The organism is Desulfuromonas sp. AOP6 (assembly GCF_009731355.2).
Classification (GTDB): Bacteria; Desulfobacterota; Desulfuromonadia; order Desulfuromonadales; family SZUA-540; genus SZUA-540.
In genome coordinates, this window is the sequence record NZ_AP022810.1 from 2873416 (window position 1) to 2887328 (window position 13913).

Consider the following 13913-nt stretch of genomic DNA (forward strand, 5'->3'; position numbering starts at 1 on the left):
CTTCCCACAAAAAAAGCCCCGGGAAGCCTGTGGCCGTCCCGGGGCGTCGTTGCCCGTTTCCAGCGTCCTCGCTGGAGAGTGAGTTCACCATAGTGCTAAGCACAGGCTGTGCCATAAACGAATCCGAGTCTAAAAGTCACTGAGCCGGCCAGCACGGGGAAAAGGTCCCTGATGAAAAGCGTCCTCCTCGCCTTAAGTGATCAAAAAAGAGGCATCTGAAACGCCGGGTGCCATTGATTCAATCGGGTCGACTTAAAGAATGGGGGTCATTTCAGGCCGCAGGGGACCCTTCCGAGCTGGCCGAAGTCTTGCAAAGGTTTTTCAGCATAGCGCTGTCAAGCGCCTTGCCCGCCAAGGCTGACGTGGCAGAAAAGTTCCATCTCAACGAGGCGACGGGACTGATTTTAATCTGAAATCGCTGCTTTCAGAAAGGATCAGACTGTGGCCACCAAACCGAAGATCAGAGAGCTGCTCGAAGAGAGCGCCTGTTCCCACAACAAAACCAAAAAGACCTCCTGCAATGCCCCCACCCCCGGTGCAACCACGGGTGGATGTGCTTTCGAAGGGGCTCAGATTTCCCTCTTCCCCTATGCCGATGCCGCCCATCTGGTGCATGGGCCGATCACCTGTCTGGCGGCATCCTGGGAAACCCGCGCCACCAAAACCAGCCATACCGGGCGGGATTTCACCCAGATGGGCTTCACCACCGATATTTCCAACACGGACGTCGTCTTCGGAGGCGAGGAGAAGCTGCTCGCCTCCATCGATTACATCCTGAAACACTACTCCCCCGAAGCAATTTTCGTGTACGCCACCTGCGTCACAGCCCTCATCGGCGATGATATCGACGCGGTGTGCCGGCAGGCGGCGGAGAAATATGGCCTTCCGGTGGTGCCCGTGCACGCTCCCGGTTTCGTGGGGAGCAAGAACCTTGGCAGCCGTCTGGGGGGAGAAGCGGCGCTGATGCACCTGATCGGCACCCTGGAGCCGGAGACCACCACCCCCTTCGACATCAACCTGATCGGCGAGTACAACGTCACCGGCGACATGTGGCAGTACGCGCACCTGCTCGACGAGCTGGGCATCCGCATCCTCTCCACCCTGAGCGGCGACGGGCGGGTCCGCGCCATCCGCAGCGCCCATCGGGCCAGGCTCAACGTGATCGTCTGCGCCAAATCCCTGATCTCTTTGACCCGCAAGATGGAAGAGAAGTACGGTATCCCCCATATTTCCCTCTCTTTCTATGGCAAGCGTGACACCAGCGCGGGGCTGCTGGCCATCGCCGAGGCTCTCGGCGACACGGACCTGATCGAACGAACCAAACGACTTATTGTCCGCGAAGAGGCCGCCCTCGAGGAAAAAATCGCTCCCTACCGCGCGTTGTTTCGCGGCAAGAAAGCCGTGCTCAACACCGGAGGAAACAAAACCTGGTCCATTGCTGCGGCCCTGCAGGATTTGGGCATCGAGGTGGTGGCCACCGCCGTAAAGAAGGCGACCGAGGCGGACCGGGAGAAGGCGCGCGAGGTCCTCGGCGAAAAGGGGGTGCTGATGATGAATCCGGGCGCGGAGCAGGCCAGGATCATTGAGGAGAGGGGCGCCCATCTGCTGCTGGCCGGAGGCCGCAGCCTTTATACCGCCATCAAGAAAGGGATCGCCTTCGCCGACGTCAACCAGGAGAAGAAAAAAAGCTATGGCGGCTACAACGGTCTGCTCAATCTGGCCGAAGATCTGAAGAACGCGCTGGAAAATCCCGTCTTTAAAAACGTTGCCAAGAGGGCCCCATGGGAGAAATAAGTCATCGAAACACCAAACCGCTGCAGGTCAATCCCTTCAAGCTGTCTCAGCCGATGGGAGCGACTCTCGCTTTTCTGGGAGTGGACAGGTGCATGCCCCTGATGCACGGCGCCATGGGCTGCACCTCCTTCACCAAGGTCTACACCACCCGCCATTTCTGCGAGCCGATCGCCATCCAGACGACAGCCGTCACCGACATTACGGCGATTCTCGACGGCGGCGACACCAGCATCGTCGAATCGGTCAAGAATATCACCGCCAAGGTCAGCCCCAGCCTCATCGGCCTGCACAGCACCGGCCTCACCGAAACCAAGGGAGACGATCTGCGCGCCGTCGCCGCCCAGGTCGACTTTCCCCTGGTTTACGTCAACACCCCCGACTACGAAGGGGGGCTGGAGAGCGGTTGGGCCCTGGCTGCCAGGGCGCTGATCGAACAGCTGGTCGAGGCGACCGAAGCCATCGACGACGACAAGGTGGTGCTGCTCCCCCACGTCAGCCTGACCCCCATCGAGGTGGAAAAGATCAAAGACTTTATTGCCGCTTTCGGCTACGACGTCCTGGCGCTACCCGACCTGTCGACCTCCCTCGACGGCCATCTGGGAGAGAAGCAGGCGGCTCTCTCCAGCGGTGGCATCGAAGTGGAGCAGATTCGTACCCTGGGAGACGCCGGGCTCGTCGTGAGTGTCGGCGACTCCATGCGGGCCTGCGCCGAGGCGTTGCAAAAGAAAAACCCCTTCATGCGCCATCGGCACTTCTCCCATCTCAGTGGACTGGAGGAAACTGATGCCCTGGCGGCCTGGCTGCTCGCCGAGACAGGCCGGGAGTGTCCGCCCGAAGCTATCGTCCGCTGGCGCCGACGCTTGCAGGACGCTATGCTCGATGGCCATTTCTCCCTCGGTCAGACCCGGATTCTTGCCGTCGGCGAGCCCGATCAGCTTGCCGGACTCTGTCACTCGCTGCACGAAGCAGGCGCCAAAGTCACCGTCGCCATCAGTACCATCGACTCCCCCCAGTTGGAAAAAATCCCTGCTGGCAGGGTGCTGGTCGGCGACCTGGAGGATGCCGAAAACCTCGGGGACGCCTATGACCTGATCATCGGCAACGGCCACTGCGAGGCGCTGGCCCATCGGCTACACAAAGCCCTGGTGCTGCGAGGATTTCCCAATTGGGAGGAGGTAGGCAATCCGCTAAAACAGGATGTGCTGTATGAAGGCGGCGCTTTCTTTCTGTGCGAGTGCGCCAACGCCGCGGAAAAAATGCGGAGGCATGGTTAAGCGGGAAAAACGGAAAACACCAATACTGTTTGGTGGCAGTCTGCCGTCAATAAAGCGGCTGGAAGGCCGAAGCCTTCACAATCGCGTAAACGTCCGATCCCTCCTTGATTTCCAGTTCCCTGACCGCCTCGCGCACCAGTTGCGAAACGAGGGGGCGACCGCCGCAATCCAGTTCGACACCGATACGGTTGCCGCTCTCGAAGATCCGCGCAACTCGGCACGGCAGAAGATTACGGGCACTGCTCGCCTCGGGCCGGCCTTTAAAAAGGGTGACATCCTTGGAAGACAGCTGGAAGAGGGCAGATTCCCGGGAGGCACGCTCGGTGAGAATCAGTCGCTGTCCGCCCCAGTCGTAAGACCAGAGATCATCCACCGGCCGGGGGTGTTCCAGGGTCAGCAGGTTGATGTAGCCTGCATGCCGGCTCCCCATAAGGCTTCGGGCCAACTCCTCCGCTGAAGACTGGGAGAGCAGCCGCCCACCGTCGAAGAGCAGGACGTCATCGGTCATCAGGCGCATTTCGTTGAGGGAATGGCTGATAAAGATCAGAGGGATGCCGAATTCGTCGAAGACCGCCTTGAGATAGGGGATGATCTGATACTTGCTGCCGGCATCGAGTCCGGTCAGAGGCTCGTCCATAAGAATCAGGCGCGGGCAGGAGAGTACCGCCCGCCCCAGAGCGACCCGCCGCCGCTCCCCACCGGAGAGGGTGGTGACGTCGCGCTCCAGCAGGGGGCCGAGGCCCAGCACCTCGCCAAGGGCTTCGGGTGCGATACGGCGGTCGCGGCGGGGAATGCGTTTGTAGCCATAGAGAAGATTGCGGCGCACGTTCAAGTGCGGAAAGAGATGAGCGTGCTGGAAAACCACGGCGAGGCGCCGCCGCTCCGGCGGGATCAGCAGCTTGCGCCCCCCGTCGTAGAGGGTTTCCCCGTCGAGGCATATCAGGCCGGCGTCGGGGCGAATCAGACCCGCCAGCATCCCCATCAAGGTCGATTTACCACTCCCCGACTTGCCATAGACACCGATGCGCTGACCTTCCACGGCAAAGCCGGCCGAAAAGTGAAAATCCCCCAGACGTTTTTCCAGCGCGACTTCCAGTTTCATGAGGACTTCTCCTTCCCGGCGCGCCGCCGGCCGACCAGGCGTTCGTTCCCCAGCAGCACAGCCAGGGAAAGGGCAATGGCGACCAGGCAGAGGGTCAAGGCCTGAGCATCCCCACCGGGAACGGCGGTGTAGTCGTAGATGGCCAGCGGGATGGTCCGGGTCGAGCCGGCGATGTTGCCGGCGATCATGATGGTGGCGCCAAATTCGCCAAGCCCGCGTGCGAACATCAAAGTCGCGCCGGCCAGCATCGAGCGCCAGGAGAGGGGAAGAATCATGGTGAAAAGCAGATCGTGCCAGGGGGCACCCAGGGTCCGCGCCGCCGCGAGCAGGTCTTTGTCGATGCTCTCCATGCCGATGCGCAGCGACCGCACCAGCAGGGGAAAGCCGACTACCAGGGCCGCCAGCACCGCCGCTTTCCAGGTGAAGATAACCCGGATGCCGAGGGTATTGAGCAGCCCGCCGAGCCAACTGTCCTGCCCCAGCAACAGCAGCAGCAGATAACCGACTACTACCGGCGGCAGCACCAGCGGCAGATTGACCAGCCCTTCCAGCAACGCCTTGCCCGGCAGGCGGGTGAAGACCAGCACGGCGGCGACAGCGAAGCCTGCCGGCAGGGCCAGCAGGGTCGCCAAGGTCGCCACCTGGGCCGAAAGCCAGATGGCCTGATAATCGTTGCCGGTCAATTCAAACATCGGATCCTCTCCGGTCAGGGGCCTTTCGCTGTCACCAGGAAGCCGTGCCGCGCCAGGATTTGTCGCGCTGTTTCTCCCTGGAGGAAGTTGAAGAAGGCACCGGCAGCCGCATTTTCCCGTCCGCTCAGGGTCAGTGCCATGGGGTAGCTCACCGGAGCATGCAAAACCCCGGGAATTTCATAGAGAATCTGCGCCTTTTGAGCGAGGCGGGCGTCGGTGCGATAGACCAGGGCCGCGTCGACTTCGCCGCGCTCGGCGAGGACCACCGCCTGACCGACATCCTTAACCGGCACCAGGTGCTTTCGCAGGGCCTCATAGAGACCGGCGGTCGTGAGGGCCTGCTCGGCATACTCGCCGGCCGGGCCACTTTTCGGGTTGACCAGGGCGATGCGCTCCAGCTTCAACAGATCGTCCAGTCCGGTCAGGGGGGCCGAAGCCCGACCGATAACCACCAGCTGATTACCGGCCAGAACAGCGGCAGCCTGGTCGAGCAGCCCCTTTTCCCCCAGATAGTCGAGCCATTTACCGTTGGCCGAAACGAAGAGGTCAACGGGGGCTCCCTGCTCAATCTGTCGGGCCAGGGTACCGGAAGCGCCGAAATTGCTCGCGAAGCGGACCGCCTCAGCATCCAATGCGTACTCTTCGGTCAATGCTCCCATGACCTCGCGCAGGCTCGCGGCCACCGACAGCCGCACCTCGGCGGCCATAGCGGTGGAGCCAAGCAGGAGCAATCCCAGCAACCAGACCAGCGTAAGAGTTCTCATCATCACCTCCTTCAAACGGCCTGGGCGTGCAGGGCTTCCAGATCGATGTCCCGTCCCACCACCCCGGCGGCATCGGCGCGGCACTGCTTGCAGTGGCGAGCCTGGGAGAGGATCAGCTCGGCCTGGTTGCGGACCATCTCCATAACCGCTTCCGAAGGGGGCTCGATATCCTGGAAGAGCCCGATGGGGATCACGGGTATAATATTCATCATGCTCGCCCCAAGCTCCCTCACCTTGACGGCCAGCTCCAGGGTTTCGTGGTCATTGACACCCGGGATGTACACATGGTTGATCTTGACCATCAGCCCGGCCCTGGCCGCCATCTCCACCCCCTTGAGCTGCTGCCTGAGAAGAATTTGCGCGGCCTCTTCGCCGCTGAGACGCTGACCGTCAAGCCTGATCCATTCGGTGATCTTGGCGCCGGTTTCAGGGGTCAAGGCATTGATGGTGACGGTCAGACTGTGGATGTCCGCCTCCAGGAGCTTGTCCAGCATCTCGGGCAGGCGCAGGCCGTTGGTTGACAGGCACAGAGTCATTTCGGGGAAGGCTTCCCGTACCAGCGTGAACGTTTCAAAGGTCTTGGGATTTGCCAGCGGATCGCCAGGGCCGGCGATGCCGACTACCTTGAGCTGAGCCCCTCCGGCTTTCTCCATGTGGGCCTTGACCAGGCGTACCCTCTCAACGCCCTGCGCCGGGGTGAGCACCCTGCTGGTGACACCGGGGCGGCTTTCATTGGCGCAGTCGAACTTGCGCTCGCAGAATCCACACTTGATATTGCAGCCGGGAGCGACGGGGAGGTGAATACGGCCGGCCTTGCTGTGGTCGCCGCCGAAGCAGGGGTGGTCGGACTGAACTTTGGCTTTCATCATCGGGCACTGCTTGGCCATAACGGGTCTCCTTGGCTGGGGACGCAAAAAGAGCGCTCCCTGTTGTTGGTAAGCGCCCTTGCTGATTCCACAGCATAAAAAAGCCCCGAGGTTGATACCCCGAGGCTTCATTGCCGAGAGAGAAAATCCGGTACGTCCTTGTACCTGTAAATTGATTTAATCCATAGAATTGCGAATTGCATGCCAAGCTGTGGGGTGTCTAAAACAGGGGATGGGGAGTCCCCTTTCGGCTTTTCCTGCCCATACCAGAGGCAACAATGACAAAACGCGATCGTTTTTTGTGCAGCAACAAAGAGAGCTCCTTTCGAGCTCAGCTGGAACACCCGGATGAACGACAATGACAATGGTTGCCGGCATGCAACGCGGAACAGATGGCTTCCTCGATCGGTCCGGAGGCGCTGACGTGACGGATACCGGCCTTTTCCAGTTCCTGACGGGGATAATCGCCGATCTGCGCCGTCACCATCAGGGCGCAGCCATCCAGCGCGGCCAGGATGCCAGCCATGCGGCTGTGACTGAAGACATGATCAGGGTCAGCGGAGCAGAACTTGACCACCGGCACCTCGGAGATCTTGGCAGGTGAAGCACAGGATTCCCCGATTTCATAAATGTGAAATTTTTCCGCGTGACCGAAGTGTTGGTCGACTTCGGTTCCGCTTTTGGATGCTACCGCAATACGCATTTCAACCTCCTGAGTTCTACCGGAGTGAGGTCTTCCGGCACCTTGTCCGGAAGACCCGGGAAAACCCCCGTGCAGCGTTTCCTAAACTTCCATGGTCGTAAAAGTGAAACACTTTTTGGGGCAGGTGACGCCGCAACCGGCACAACCGATACAATTGTCGGAATTGACAATGGTCATGACCATACGGGTAGAGTCCGTCTCTTCGTCAACAAAGTCCTCAGGACCCAGCACCTTGCGGGAGCAGGCCTTGAAGCAACGGCCACAGCCGATGCATTTTTCGGGGTCGATCGTTTCGGCGAAGGTTGGCGTCCAGTCCTTGCCCCCCCGGGTTTTACCGGTCAGCAATGCCATGGTGAATCTCCTTTATTGGGGAATGGTGTTTTTCTGAATGGATCCGGTCTCAAGCTAACCCGGGACGTTCGCCCTTGAGCATAGCCTTCTGGAGCCAGGGTGGCGGGCTGCCGCGCAGAACCTCCTGCAGTTTTTCCACGACCGTGGTGATGGCCTCCTGGTCTTTGCTTTTGATCGGATGAATTTTTTTGGCAACGAGCCGAGCCGCAGCGGGCCCGCCGATCTCCGCCACATAGACCAGCGCACAGTCCGAAAGTCCTGAGCAGCGCGCTTCGATGCGGTCGGCTTCATCAGCGCCTTCGGTCTTGACCTGCACCACCCCACTGAACTCAGCCGCATCAGGACCGACTTCCCAGATGGTGAACTGCTCGGCGCGACCAAAGTGTTCGTTTACGTAAACCTTGTCGGTACTGGCAAATGCTACTTTCATGGTCAATCCCTCCCGGCCCGGTCGACCGACGATGACGAATCTGCTGGTGCGAATCATGGGGGTTCTCCCATAGGAGCGTGATTCCATCACGCCTTGGGCGCAAGGAATGGCGCCCCTTACCATTTTGGCTACCGCATCATCTCGAACCACTGGTCCTCGCAGGTCTCGTCTTTGATCTCAAGGAATTTATTGGCGATCATCGTCAGCATGCTGATCGCGCCGTTGTAGCCGATCACCGGGGTGCGGTGCAGGTTGACGCGGTCGATGATGGGGAAGCCGATACGGAACAGGGGAATCCCGGCGTCACGTGCCGCCCACTTGGCGTGGGTGTCGCCGATGATGCCGTCGACCGGATCGGTGACCAGCAGAGAACGCATGTGCCAGAGATCCTTGTTGATGTAGCAGGTACATCCTTCGCCGAACGGTGACGAGGCGAGCAGCGCGTCCATCTCCTTCTGGAACTTTTTGGTTGCCCGTGAGCAGAGCACATGCCAGGGACGGGCGCCCATCTCGAGCAGGAAGCTGACAATGCCGATCAGATAGTCGGGGTCACCAGCCACGGCGAACTTTCGGCCGTGCAGGTACTGGTGGGCGTCGGTCATGGCGTCGACCGCCAGGGCGCGTTCCTTTTTGAGCACCTCCGGAATCGGCTTGTCAAACAGGGCGCTCAGCTTGAGCAACAGCTCGTCGGTCTTTTTGATGCCGAAGGGCATCGGCAGCACCGCCTTCTCGCCAGTGTACTCGGATTCAATCCATTTCATGGTATTGACCGTCGCGTACTTCTGGAAGGAGATGGTCGCCTTGCCGTTGATCGACTCGGCGGCATCTTCAAGCTTGGTGCCGCCAGGGTAGAGCTTGTACTCGCCGTCGCAGCCCGAATCGAAGACATCGGAGACGTCAGCGAGCATGGTGTAGGGGATACCCATCAGCTCGCAAATCCGCTTGTACTCACGCAGGTTACCGACGTTGCCGTCGAAACCGGGGATGATGTTGAGTTTGCCGGTACATTTGCCCTCGACGCTCTTCCCCTCGGTGAGGGTCTGCAGAATACTCAGCAGCATCGCGTCGTAACCGTGGATGTGGGTGCCATTGAAGCTCGGGGTGTTGGCGTAGGGGGTCGGCACCTCTTCCGGCAGGTGCCCCTGCAGCTTGGCGTTCTTGATAAAGGCGGTCAGGTCGTCGCCGATGACCTCCGGCATACAGGTGGTATAGACGGGGATCATCTTCGGCTTGTAGAGGGCGTAGGCGTTCGCCAGACCCTCGAACAGGTTGTTCTGGCCGCCGAACACGGCGCCGTCCTCGGTCATGGCGTCACAGGTCGCCGCCGCCGGTTCGCGGTAGTGGCGGGAAAAAGTGCTGCGGAAATAGGAGGCACAGCCCTGGGAGCCGTGCACGAACGGCAGGGCGCCCTCGAAGCCGGTCGCCACCATCTGTGCGCCGAGTGGCTGGCAGGCATGGGCCGGGTTGACCACCAGGGCGGTGCGGGCAAAGTTCTTCTCTTTATACTCTTCCGAATTGATCCATTCCTTGACCCGGTCGATCTCTGACTCTGGGGTCTCGGTCACAAATTTGATGGCTGTTTCTGCGCTCATGGCGTAAATCTCCTGTATAACGGGGTGACTGTAGGGGCGCAATTCATTGCGCCCTTTTTGTTTTCGAAACCGGGCGTGATAAATCACGCCCCTACATCGCGTCACGGTTTAAAACGGGCTTTTGACCAATCCCCAGGTCGGGCTGTTGATCGCCATGTCGATATCACGGGCGAAGATCTTGAACCCTTCGTAGCCGTGATACGGGCCGGAGTAGTCCCAGCTGTGCATCTGCCGGAAGGGGATGCCCGCTTTCTGGAACACGTACTTCTCCTTGATACCGCTGCCGACCAGGTCGGGCTTGAACTCTTCGACGAACTTTTCCAGCTCGAACTCGGAGACGTCGTCGTAGATCAGGGTTCCCTTGGCCATCTCCGGAGCGGTGCGATCGTAGTCGTCCTGGTGGGCGAACTCGTACCCCGCGCCGGTGATCTGGATGCCGAGGTCCTCGTAAGCGCCGATGGTGTGTCGCGGGCGCAGGCCGCCGACGAACAGCATGGCGGTCTTGCCGTCGAGGCGCGGCTTGTACTCGGCGATCACCTCGTCCATCTCCTTGCGGTACTTCTTGATCACTTTTTCGACGTTCTTCTTGATCTTGTCGTCGAAGCGCTCGGCGATGGCACGCAGGCTCTCCTCGATCTTGGTGGGGCCGAAGAAGTTGTACTCGAGCCAGGGGATACCCCACTTCTCTTCCATGACCTTGCACATATAGTTCATCGAACGATAGCAGTGGATCAGGTTGAGCTTCACCGCGTGAGTGGCGCCGATCTTCTCGACCTCGCCATCGCCGGTCCAGACCGACTTGACGTTGAGACCGATCTCTTCAAGGATCGGCTTGGCCGCCCAGACGTCGCCGCCGATGTTGTAGTCGCCGATCAGGGCTACGTCGTAGGGCCCGGGCTCCTCCCGGTACTGATACTTGCCGATGATGTGGTCACGGATCGAGTCGTTGGAGATATGGTGTCCAAGCGACTGGGAAACGCCGCGAAAACCCTCGCAGTTACAGGGGACCACCAGCTTGTCGAGTTCGATTTCCATTTTTTTGGCGACGGCGTTGATGTCGTCACCGATCAGGCCGACCGGGCACTCGGAGAGGATCGACATCCCCTTGTTGAGCGGAAAGAGTTCATCGGCCTCACGTAGCAGGGTTTCAAGTTTCTTGTCGCCGCCATAGACGATGTCACGCTCCTGGAAGTCGGAGGTGAAGTCCATCGGGAAGGAGGTGACGCCCGGGATGCCCTGCATCAGGTTACGACGGGTTCCCCAGCTGTAGACACCGCAGCCGATCGGACCGTGGGAGACGTGGACCATGTCGCGGATCGGTCCCCAGACCACGCCCTTGGCACCGGCGTAGGCGCAGCCGCGCTGGCTCATAACGCCCGGAACGACCTTCTTGTTCGACTTGACCGCGCAGGGGGAGGCACTCGGCTCGTTGGCGCCGAGGTGCGGCGCTCGCTTCTTGGCGGCCTTGGCCGGCATTTCAGCCAGGGTCTCCGCGATCAGTTTTTCGGTTTTTTCCTTTGTCACGCCCTTGATGGGCTTTCTCTCAGCCATAGGGTGTCTCCTTTAAAAACGGTGAGGGGTCAGGTGTTAGGAGTAAGGGGGGAAATCTTTACACATCACTCCTCTCTCCTCACAGAAATTAAGCGTTCTCCGCCTTGCCAACCACCGACTCATCCTCCGCCTCCATGATGCCAAACTCCAGCAGCAGGTCTTCGAGCTCTTCCATCTCCAGAGGGGTCGGTACGACGAACATCTTGTTCTCGACGATCTTCTGGGCCAGGGTGCGATACTCCTGGGCCTGCTTGTGCTCCGGCGAATACTCGATGACGGTCATGCGGCGCAGTTCGGCGCGCTGGACCTGGTTGTCACGCGGCACGAAATGAATCATCTGGGTTCCGAGCTTCCTGGCCAAAGCTTCGATCAGGTCGGCCTCGCGGTCGGTGTTGCGGCTGTTGCAGATCAGGCCAGCCAGACGGACGCTGCCGGAGGAGGCGTATTTGACGATCCCCTTGCAGATGTTGTTGGCGGCGTACATGGCCATCATTTCGCCGGAGACGACGATGTAAATCTCCTGGGCCTTGTTCTCGCGGATCGGCATGGCGAAGCCGCCGCAGACCACGTCACCGAGGACGTCGTAGAAGACGTAGTCGAGGTCGGGGGTGTAGGCGCCCTCTTCTTCGAGGAAGTTGATGGCGGTGATGACGCCGCGACCGGCACAGCCGACGCCCGGCTCGGGGCCGCCCGACTCGACGCACATGACGTCGCCGTAACCGCGCTTGCAGACATCTTCCAGTTCCAGGTCCTCCACGGTGCCGAGTTCGCGGACCTTGTCCATGACCGTGTCCTGGGCCTTGGCGTGCAGAATCAGGCGGGTCGAGTCGGCTTTGGGGTCGCAGCCGATGATCAATACCCTTTTGCCGAGAGAGGCGAGCCCGGCCACCGTGTTCTGCGTGGTGGTGGATTTGCCGATGCCGCCTTTGCCGTAGATTGCGATCTGACGTAGCTTTTTCTCTTCCATGATGATGTCCTCTCTTTTCCGTTGTTGTTGGTGCTGCCTGTCAGCGACAGATCCAGGGCGGCATCCCCGTTGATGTGTCCAAATCCGCCTTGCGGCAGGCGGCTAAAATGACAGAGCCCCATTCGGAAAATCCGGATGGGGCGCCAGTGCCCGGCGGCTCCGTCATGGGACCGCTATAAGTTCTTGCAGAAAAAATAAAACGCCCGGAGGGGATATCCCGCCGGGCGCCGTTGCCTGCTTTACTCAAGACACCGCTTTGTGTCTCGGAAAAAGTTTTTGGTTTTGTCTTCCTTTCTGCAGAAGGCATGCCAGATGTGCATCGGAGTCCCTCACCTCGGGTGGCTGATCCCTTCTGAACCGCTTTATTGCAAGCCATAGTCCAACTTTCACCCCCCGCTCGCAACCGCCAATTGTCCTGCGCGGCGGCCCTCGTCGCAGGGGCTACGTGCTTAAAAAACAAGCTATCCTGCCCAAAAAAACACCCCCGCCCCCGCTGCCTTCTCCTATAAGTCCCCGTTTTTACGTCAATGCCCGGCGGCATGAAGCTTGAAATGGCTGAACCAGCCGGAATCAATGACGCTCCGGCCCCTAAAAACAAGGAGGTTTTAAAATGGACATGGCTGTCGAATCCCTGGTTCATAGCGGGGACGTACTCTTTCTCATGCTCGGGGCGGTCATGGTCTTTGCCATGCACGCCGGATTTGCTTTTCTCGAAGTCGGCACCGTCCGGCGGAAAAGCCAGGTCAATGCCTTCGTCAAGATTCTTACCGACTGGTCGGTATCGACGGTGGTCTATTTTGCCGTCGGCTTTCCTATCGCCTATGGCATTCATTTCTTCCACCCGGCCGCGGATTTGCTTGCCGCGGATCAGGGCTACCAACTGGTACGATTCTTCTTTCTCCTCTGCTTCGCCGCCTGCATACCCGCCATCATTTCCGGCGGCATTGCCGAGCGGGCCAAGTTCTGGCCGCAGGTAGCGGCCGGAGCCGTTTTTGCCGCGGTGATCTATCCCCTGTTCGAGTCGCTGATCTGGGGGCAGAACAGCTCTGGTCTTCAGGCTTTTTTCGAGCAGAATCTCGGAGCCCCTTTCCATGATTTTGCCGGCAGCGTGGTGGTTCATTCCATGGGAGGGTGGCTGGCCCTGCCCGCTATCATCATCCTTGGCGCCCGCAAGGGACGCTTTGTCAAAGGACAGAGCCGGGCCATTCCTATCAGCAACATTCCCTTTCTCGCGCTGGGCAGCTGGATTCTGGCCGTCGGCTGGTTCGGCTTCAACGTCATGAGCGCCCAATCCCTTACCGGCATATCGGGGCTGGTCGCCCTGAATTCGCTGATGGCCATGGTTGGCGGCGTCCTCTTCGCCCTGGTCGCCGGTCGCAACGACCCCGGCTTCGCCCACAATGGCGCTCTGGCCGGCCTGATTGCCATCTGTGCCGGATCGGACATTCTGCATCCGATCGCCGCCTTTGTGGTCGGTGGCATCGGCGCCCTGATTTTTGTTTACGGGTTCCAGTGGGAACAGGAAAAACTCAAGATCGACGACGTGCTCGGGGTCTGGCCGCTGCACGGCATCATCGGCACCTGGGGAGGCATTGCCGCCGGCATTTTCGGCTACCCCTTGCTGGGCGGCCTGGGAGGCGTCAGTTTCCTGTCCCAGGTGGCGGGCAGTGTACTGGCCATTTTCTGGGCTGTCGCCATGGGCACCTTGGTCTACGGAGCCCTCAAGAAAATATCCGGCATCCGCCTCCAGGAGGAGGAGGAGTTCCGTGGCGCCGACCTTTCCATCCACCGCATCGATGCCTATCCGGAAGAACACGTCAAATAACG

General features: G+C 60.1%; 13 protein-coding genes. 3 read left to right on the forward strand and 10 right to left on the reverse strand.

What is annotated here, in order from left to right; translation table 11 throughout:
- Window positions 1-441: 441 nt before the first annotated feature.
- The gene (nifE, locus tag AOP6_RS13425; protein WP_155877252.1) at window positions 442-1794 is read left to right on the forward strand and encodes a nitrogenase iron-molybdenum cofactor biosynthesis protein NifE; all 1353 of its coding nucleotides are present in this window, start codon (window positions 442-444) and stop codon (window positions 1792-1794) included.
- The gene (gene nifN, locus AOP6_RS13430) at window positions 1782-3068 is read left to right on the forward strand and encodes a nitrogenase iron-molybdenum cofactor biosynthesis protein NifN (RefSeq protein ID WP_155877253.1); all 1287 of its coding nucleotides are present in this window, start codon (window positions 1782-1784) and stop codon (window positions 3066-3068) included. The genes nifE and nifN overlap by 13 nt, the downstream gene beginning before the upstream one ends.
- 46 nt (window positions 3069-3114) lie before the next feature.
- On the opposite strand, the gene modC is transcribed toward nifN, so the two are convergent.
- The 10 genes from modC to nifH all read right to left on the reverse strand — a co-directional run bounded on the left by modC (window position 3115) and on the right by nifH (window position 12086).
- On the reverse strand, window positions 3115-4170 hold the full coding sequence (gene modC / locus AOP6_RS13435; protein WP_155877254.1) for a molybdenum ABC transporter ATP-binding protein: 1056 nt from the start codon (window positions 4168-4170) through the stop codon (window positions 3115-3117).
- Window positions 4167-4862 carry a molybdate ABC transporter permease subunit gene (modB, locus tag AOP6_RS13440; RefSeq protein ID WP_155877255.1) on the reverse strand — a complete coding sequence of 232 codons (696 nt, stop codon included), beginning with the start codon at window positions 4860-4862 and terminating at the stop codon, window positions 4167-4169. Before modB ends, modC begins: the two co-directional genes overlap by 4 nt.
- 14 nt (window positions 4863-4876) lie before the next feature.
- The gene (gene modA / locus AOP6_RS13445; protein WP_155877256.1) at window positions 4877-5629 is read right to left on the reverse strand and encodes a molybdate ABC transporter substrate-binding protein; all 753 of its coding nucleotides are present in this window, start codon (window positions 5627-5629) and stop codon (window positions 4877-4879) included.
- A gap of 8 nt (window positions 5630-5637) precedes the next feature.
- The gene (locus AOP6_RS13450) at window positions 5638-6513 is read right to left on the reverse strand and encodes a radical SAM protein (protein ID WP_155877257.1); all 876 of its coding nucleotides are present in this window, start codon (window positions 6511-6513) and stop codon (window positions 5638-5640) included.
- A 310-nt stretch (window positions 6514-6823) separates the two neighbouring features.
- Window positions 6824-7195 (reverse strand): NifB/NifX family molybdenum-iron cluster-binding protein, encoded by a 372-nt coding sequence (locus AOP6_RS13455; RefSeq protein ID WP_155877258.1) that lies wholly within the window; start codon window positions 7193-7195, stop codon window positions 6824-6826.
- Window positions 7196-7276: 81 nt separating this feature from the next.
- Complete coding sequence (gene fdxB / locus AOP6_RS13460) at window positions 7277-7546, reverse strand: ferredoxin III, nif-specific (RefSeq protein ID WP_155877259.1); 270 nt, start codon at window positions 7544-7546, stop codon at window positions 7277-7279.
- Between the two features lie 49 nt (window positions 7547-7595).
- Window positions 7596-8033, reverse strand: a complete 438-nt coding sequence (gene nifX / locus AOP6_RS13465) for a nitrogen fixation protein NifX (RefSeq protein ID WP_275950983.1) — start codon at window positions 8031-8033, stop codon at window positions 7596-7598.
- Between the two features lie 71 nt (window positions 8034-8104).
- Window positions 8105-9568 (reverse strand): nitrogenase molybdenum-iron protein subunit beta, encoded by a 1464-nt coding sequence (nifK, locus tag AOP6_RS13470; RefSeq protein WP_155877260.1) that lies wholly within the window; start codon window positions 9566-9568, stop codon window positions 8105-8107.
- Between the two features lie 108 nt (window positions 9569-9676).
- Window positions 9677-11119, reverse strand: a complete 1443-nt coding sequence (gene nifD, locus AOP6_RS13475) for a nitrogenase molybdenum-iron protein alpha chain (protein WP_155877261.1) — start codon at window positions 11117-11119, stop codon at window positions 9677-9679.
- Window positions 11120-11207: 88 nt separating this feature from the next.
- The gene (gene nifH / locus AOP6_RS13480; RefSeq protein WP_155877262.1) at window positions 11208-12086 is read right to left on the reverse strand and encodes a nitrogenase iron protein; all 879 of its coding nucleotides are present in this window, start codon (window positions 12084-12086) and stop codon (window positions 11208-11210) included.
- 610 nt (window positions 12087-12696) lie between these two features.
- Here nifH and AOP6_RS13485 point away from each other — a divergent pair.
- A complete protein-coding gene (locus AOP6_RS13485; protein WP_155877263.1) occupies window positions 12697-13911 on the forward strand; it encodes an ammonium transporter in 1215 nt (404 codons plus the stop codon).
- Window positions 13912-13913 lie beyond the last annotated feature (2 nt).

What these genes read in the sequence shown, in the direction of transcription:
- nifN (WP_155877253.1), top strand. Translation starts at nt 1,782, where the DNA reads ATGGGAGAAATAAGTCATCGAAACACCAAACCGCTGCAGGTCAATCCC.
- modC (WP_155877254.1), bottom strand. Translation starts at nt 4,170, where the DNA reads ATGAAACTGGAAGTCGCGCTGGAAAAACGTCTGGGGGATTTTCACTTT.
- modB (WP_155877255.1), bottom strand. Translation starts at nt 4,862, where the DNA reads ATGTTTGAATTGACCGGCAACGATTATCAGGCCATCTGGCTTTCGGCC.
- modA (WP_155877256.1), bottom strand. Translation starts at nt 5,629, where the DNA reads ATGATGAGAACTCTTACGCTGGTCTGGTTGCTGGGATTGCTCCTGCTT.
- AOP6_RS13450 (WP_155877257.1), bottom strand. Translation starts at nt 6,513, where the DNA reads ATGGCCAAGCAGTGCCCGATGATGAAAGCCAAAGTTCAGTCCGACCAC.
- AOP6_RS13455 (WP_155877258.1), bottom strand. Translation starts at nt 7,195, where the DNA reads ATGCGTATTGCGGTAGCATCCAAAAGCGGAACCGAAGTCGACCAACAC.
- fdxB (WP_155877259.1), bottom strand. Translation starts at nt 7,546, where the DNA reads ATGGCATTGCTGACCGGTAAAACCCGGGGGGGCAAGGACTGGACGCCA.
- nifX (WP_275950983.1), bottom strand. Translation starts at nt 8,033, where the DNA reads ATGATTCGCACCAGCAGATTCGTCATCGTCGGTCGACCGGGCCGGGAG.
- nifK (WP_155877260.1), bottom strand. Translation starts at nt 9,568, where the DNA reads ATGAGCGCAGAAACAGCCATCAAATTTGTGACCGAGACCCCAGAGTCA.
- nifD (WP_155877261.1), bottom strand. Translation starts at nt 11,119, where the DNA reads ATGGCTGAGAGAAAGCCCATCAAGGGCGTGACAAAGGAAAAAACCGAA.
- nifH (WP_155877262.1), bottom strand. Translation starts at nt 12,086, where the DNA reads ATGGAAGAGAAAAAGCTACGTCAGATCGCAATCTACGGCAAAGGCGGC.
- AOP6_RS13485 (WP_155877263.1), top strand. Translation starts at nt 12,697, where the DNA reads ATGGACATGGCTGTCGAATCCCTGGTTCATAGCGGGGACGTACTCTTT.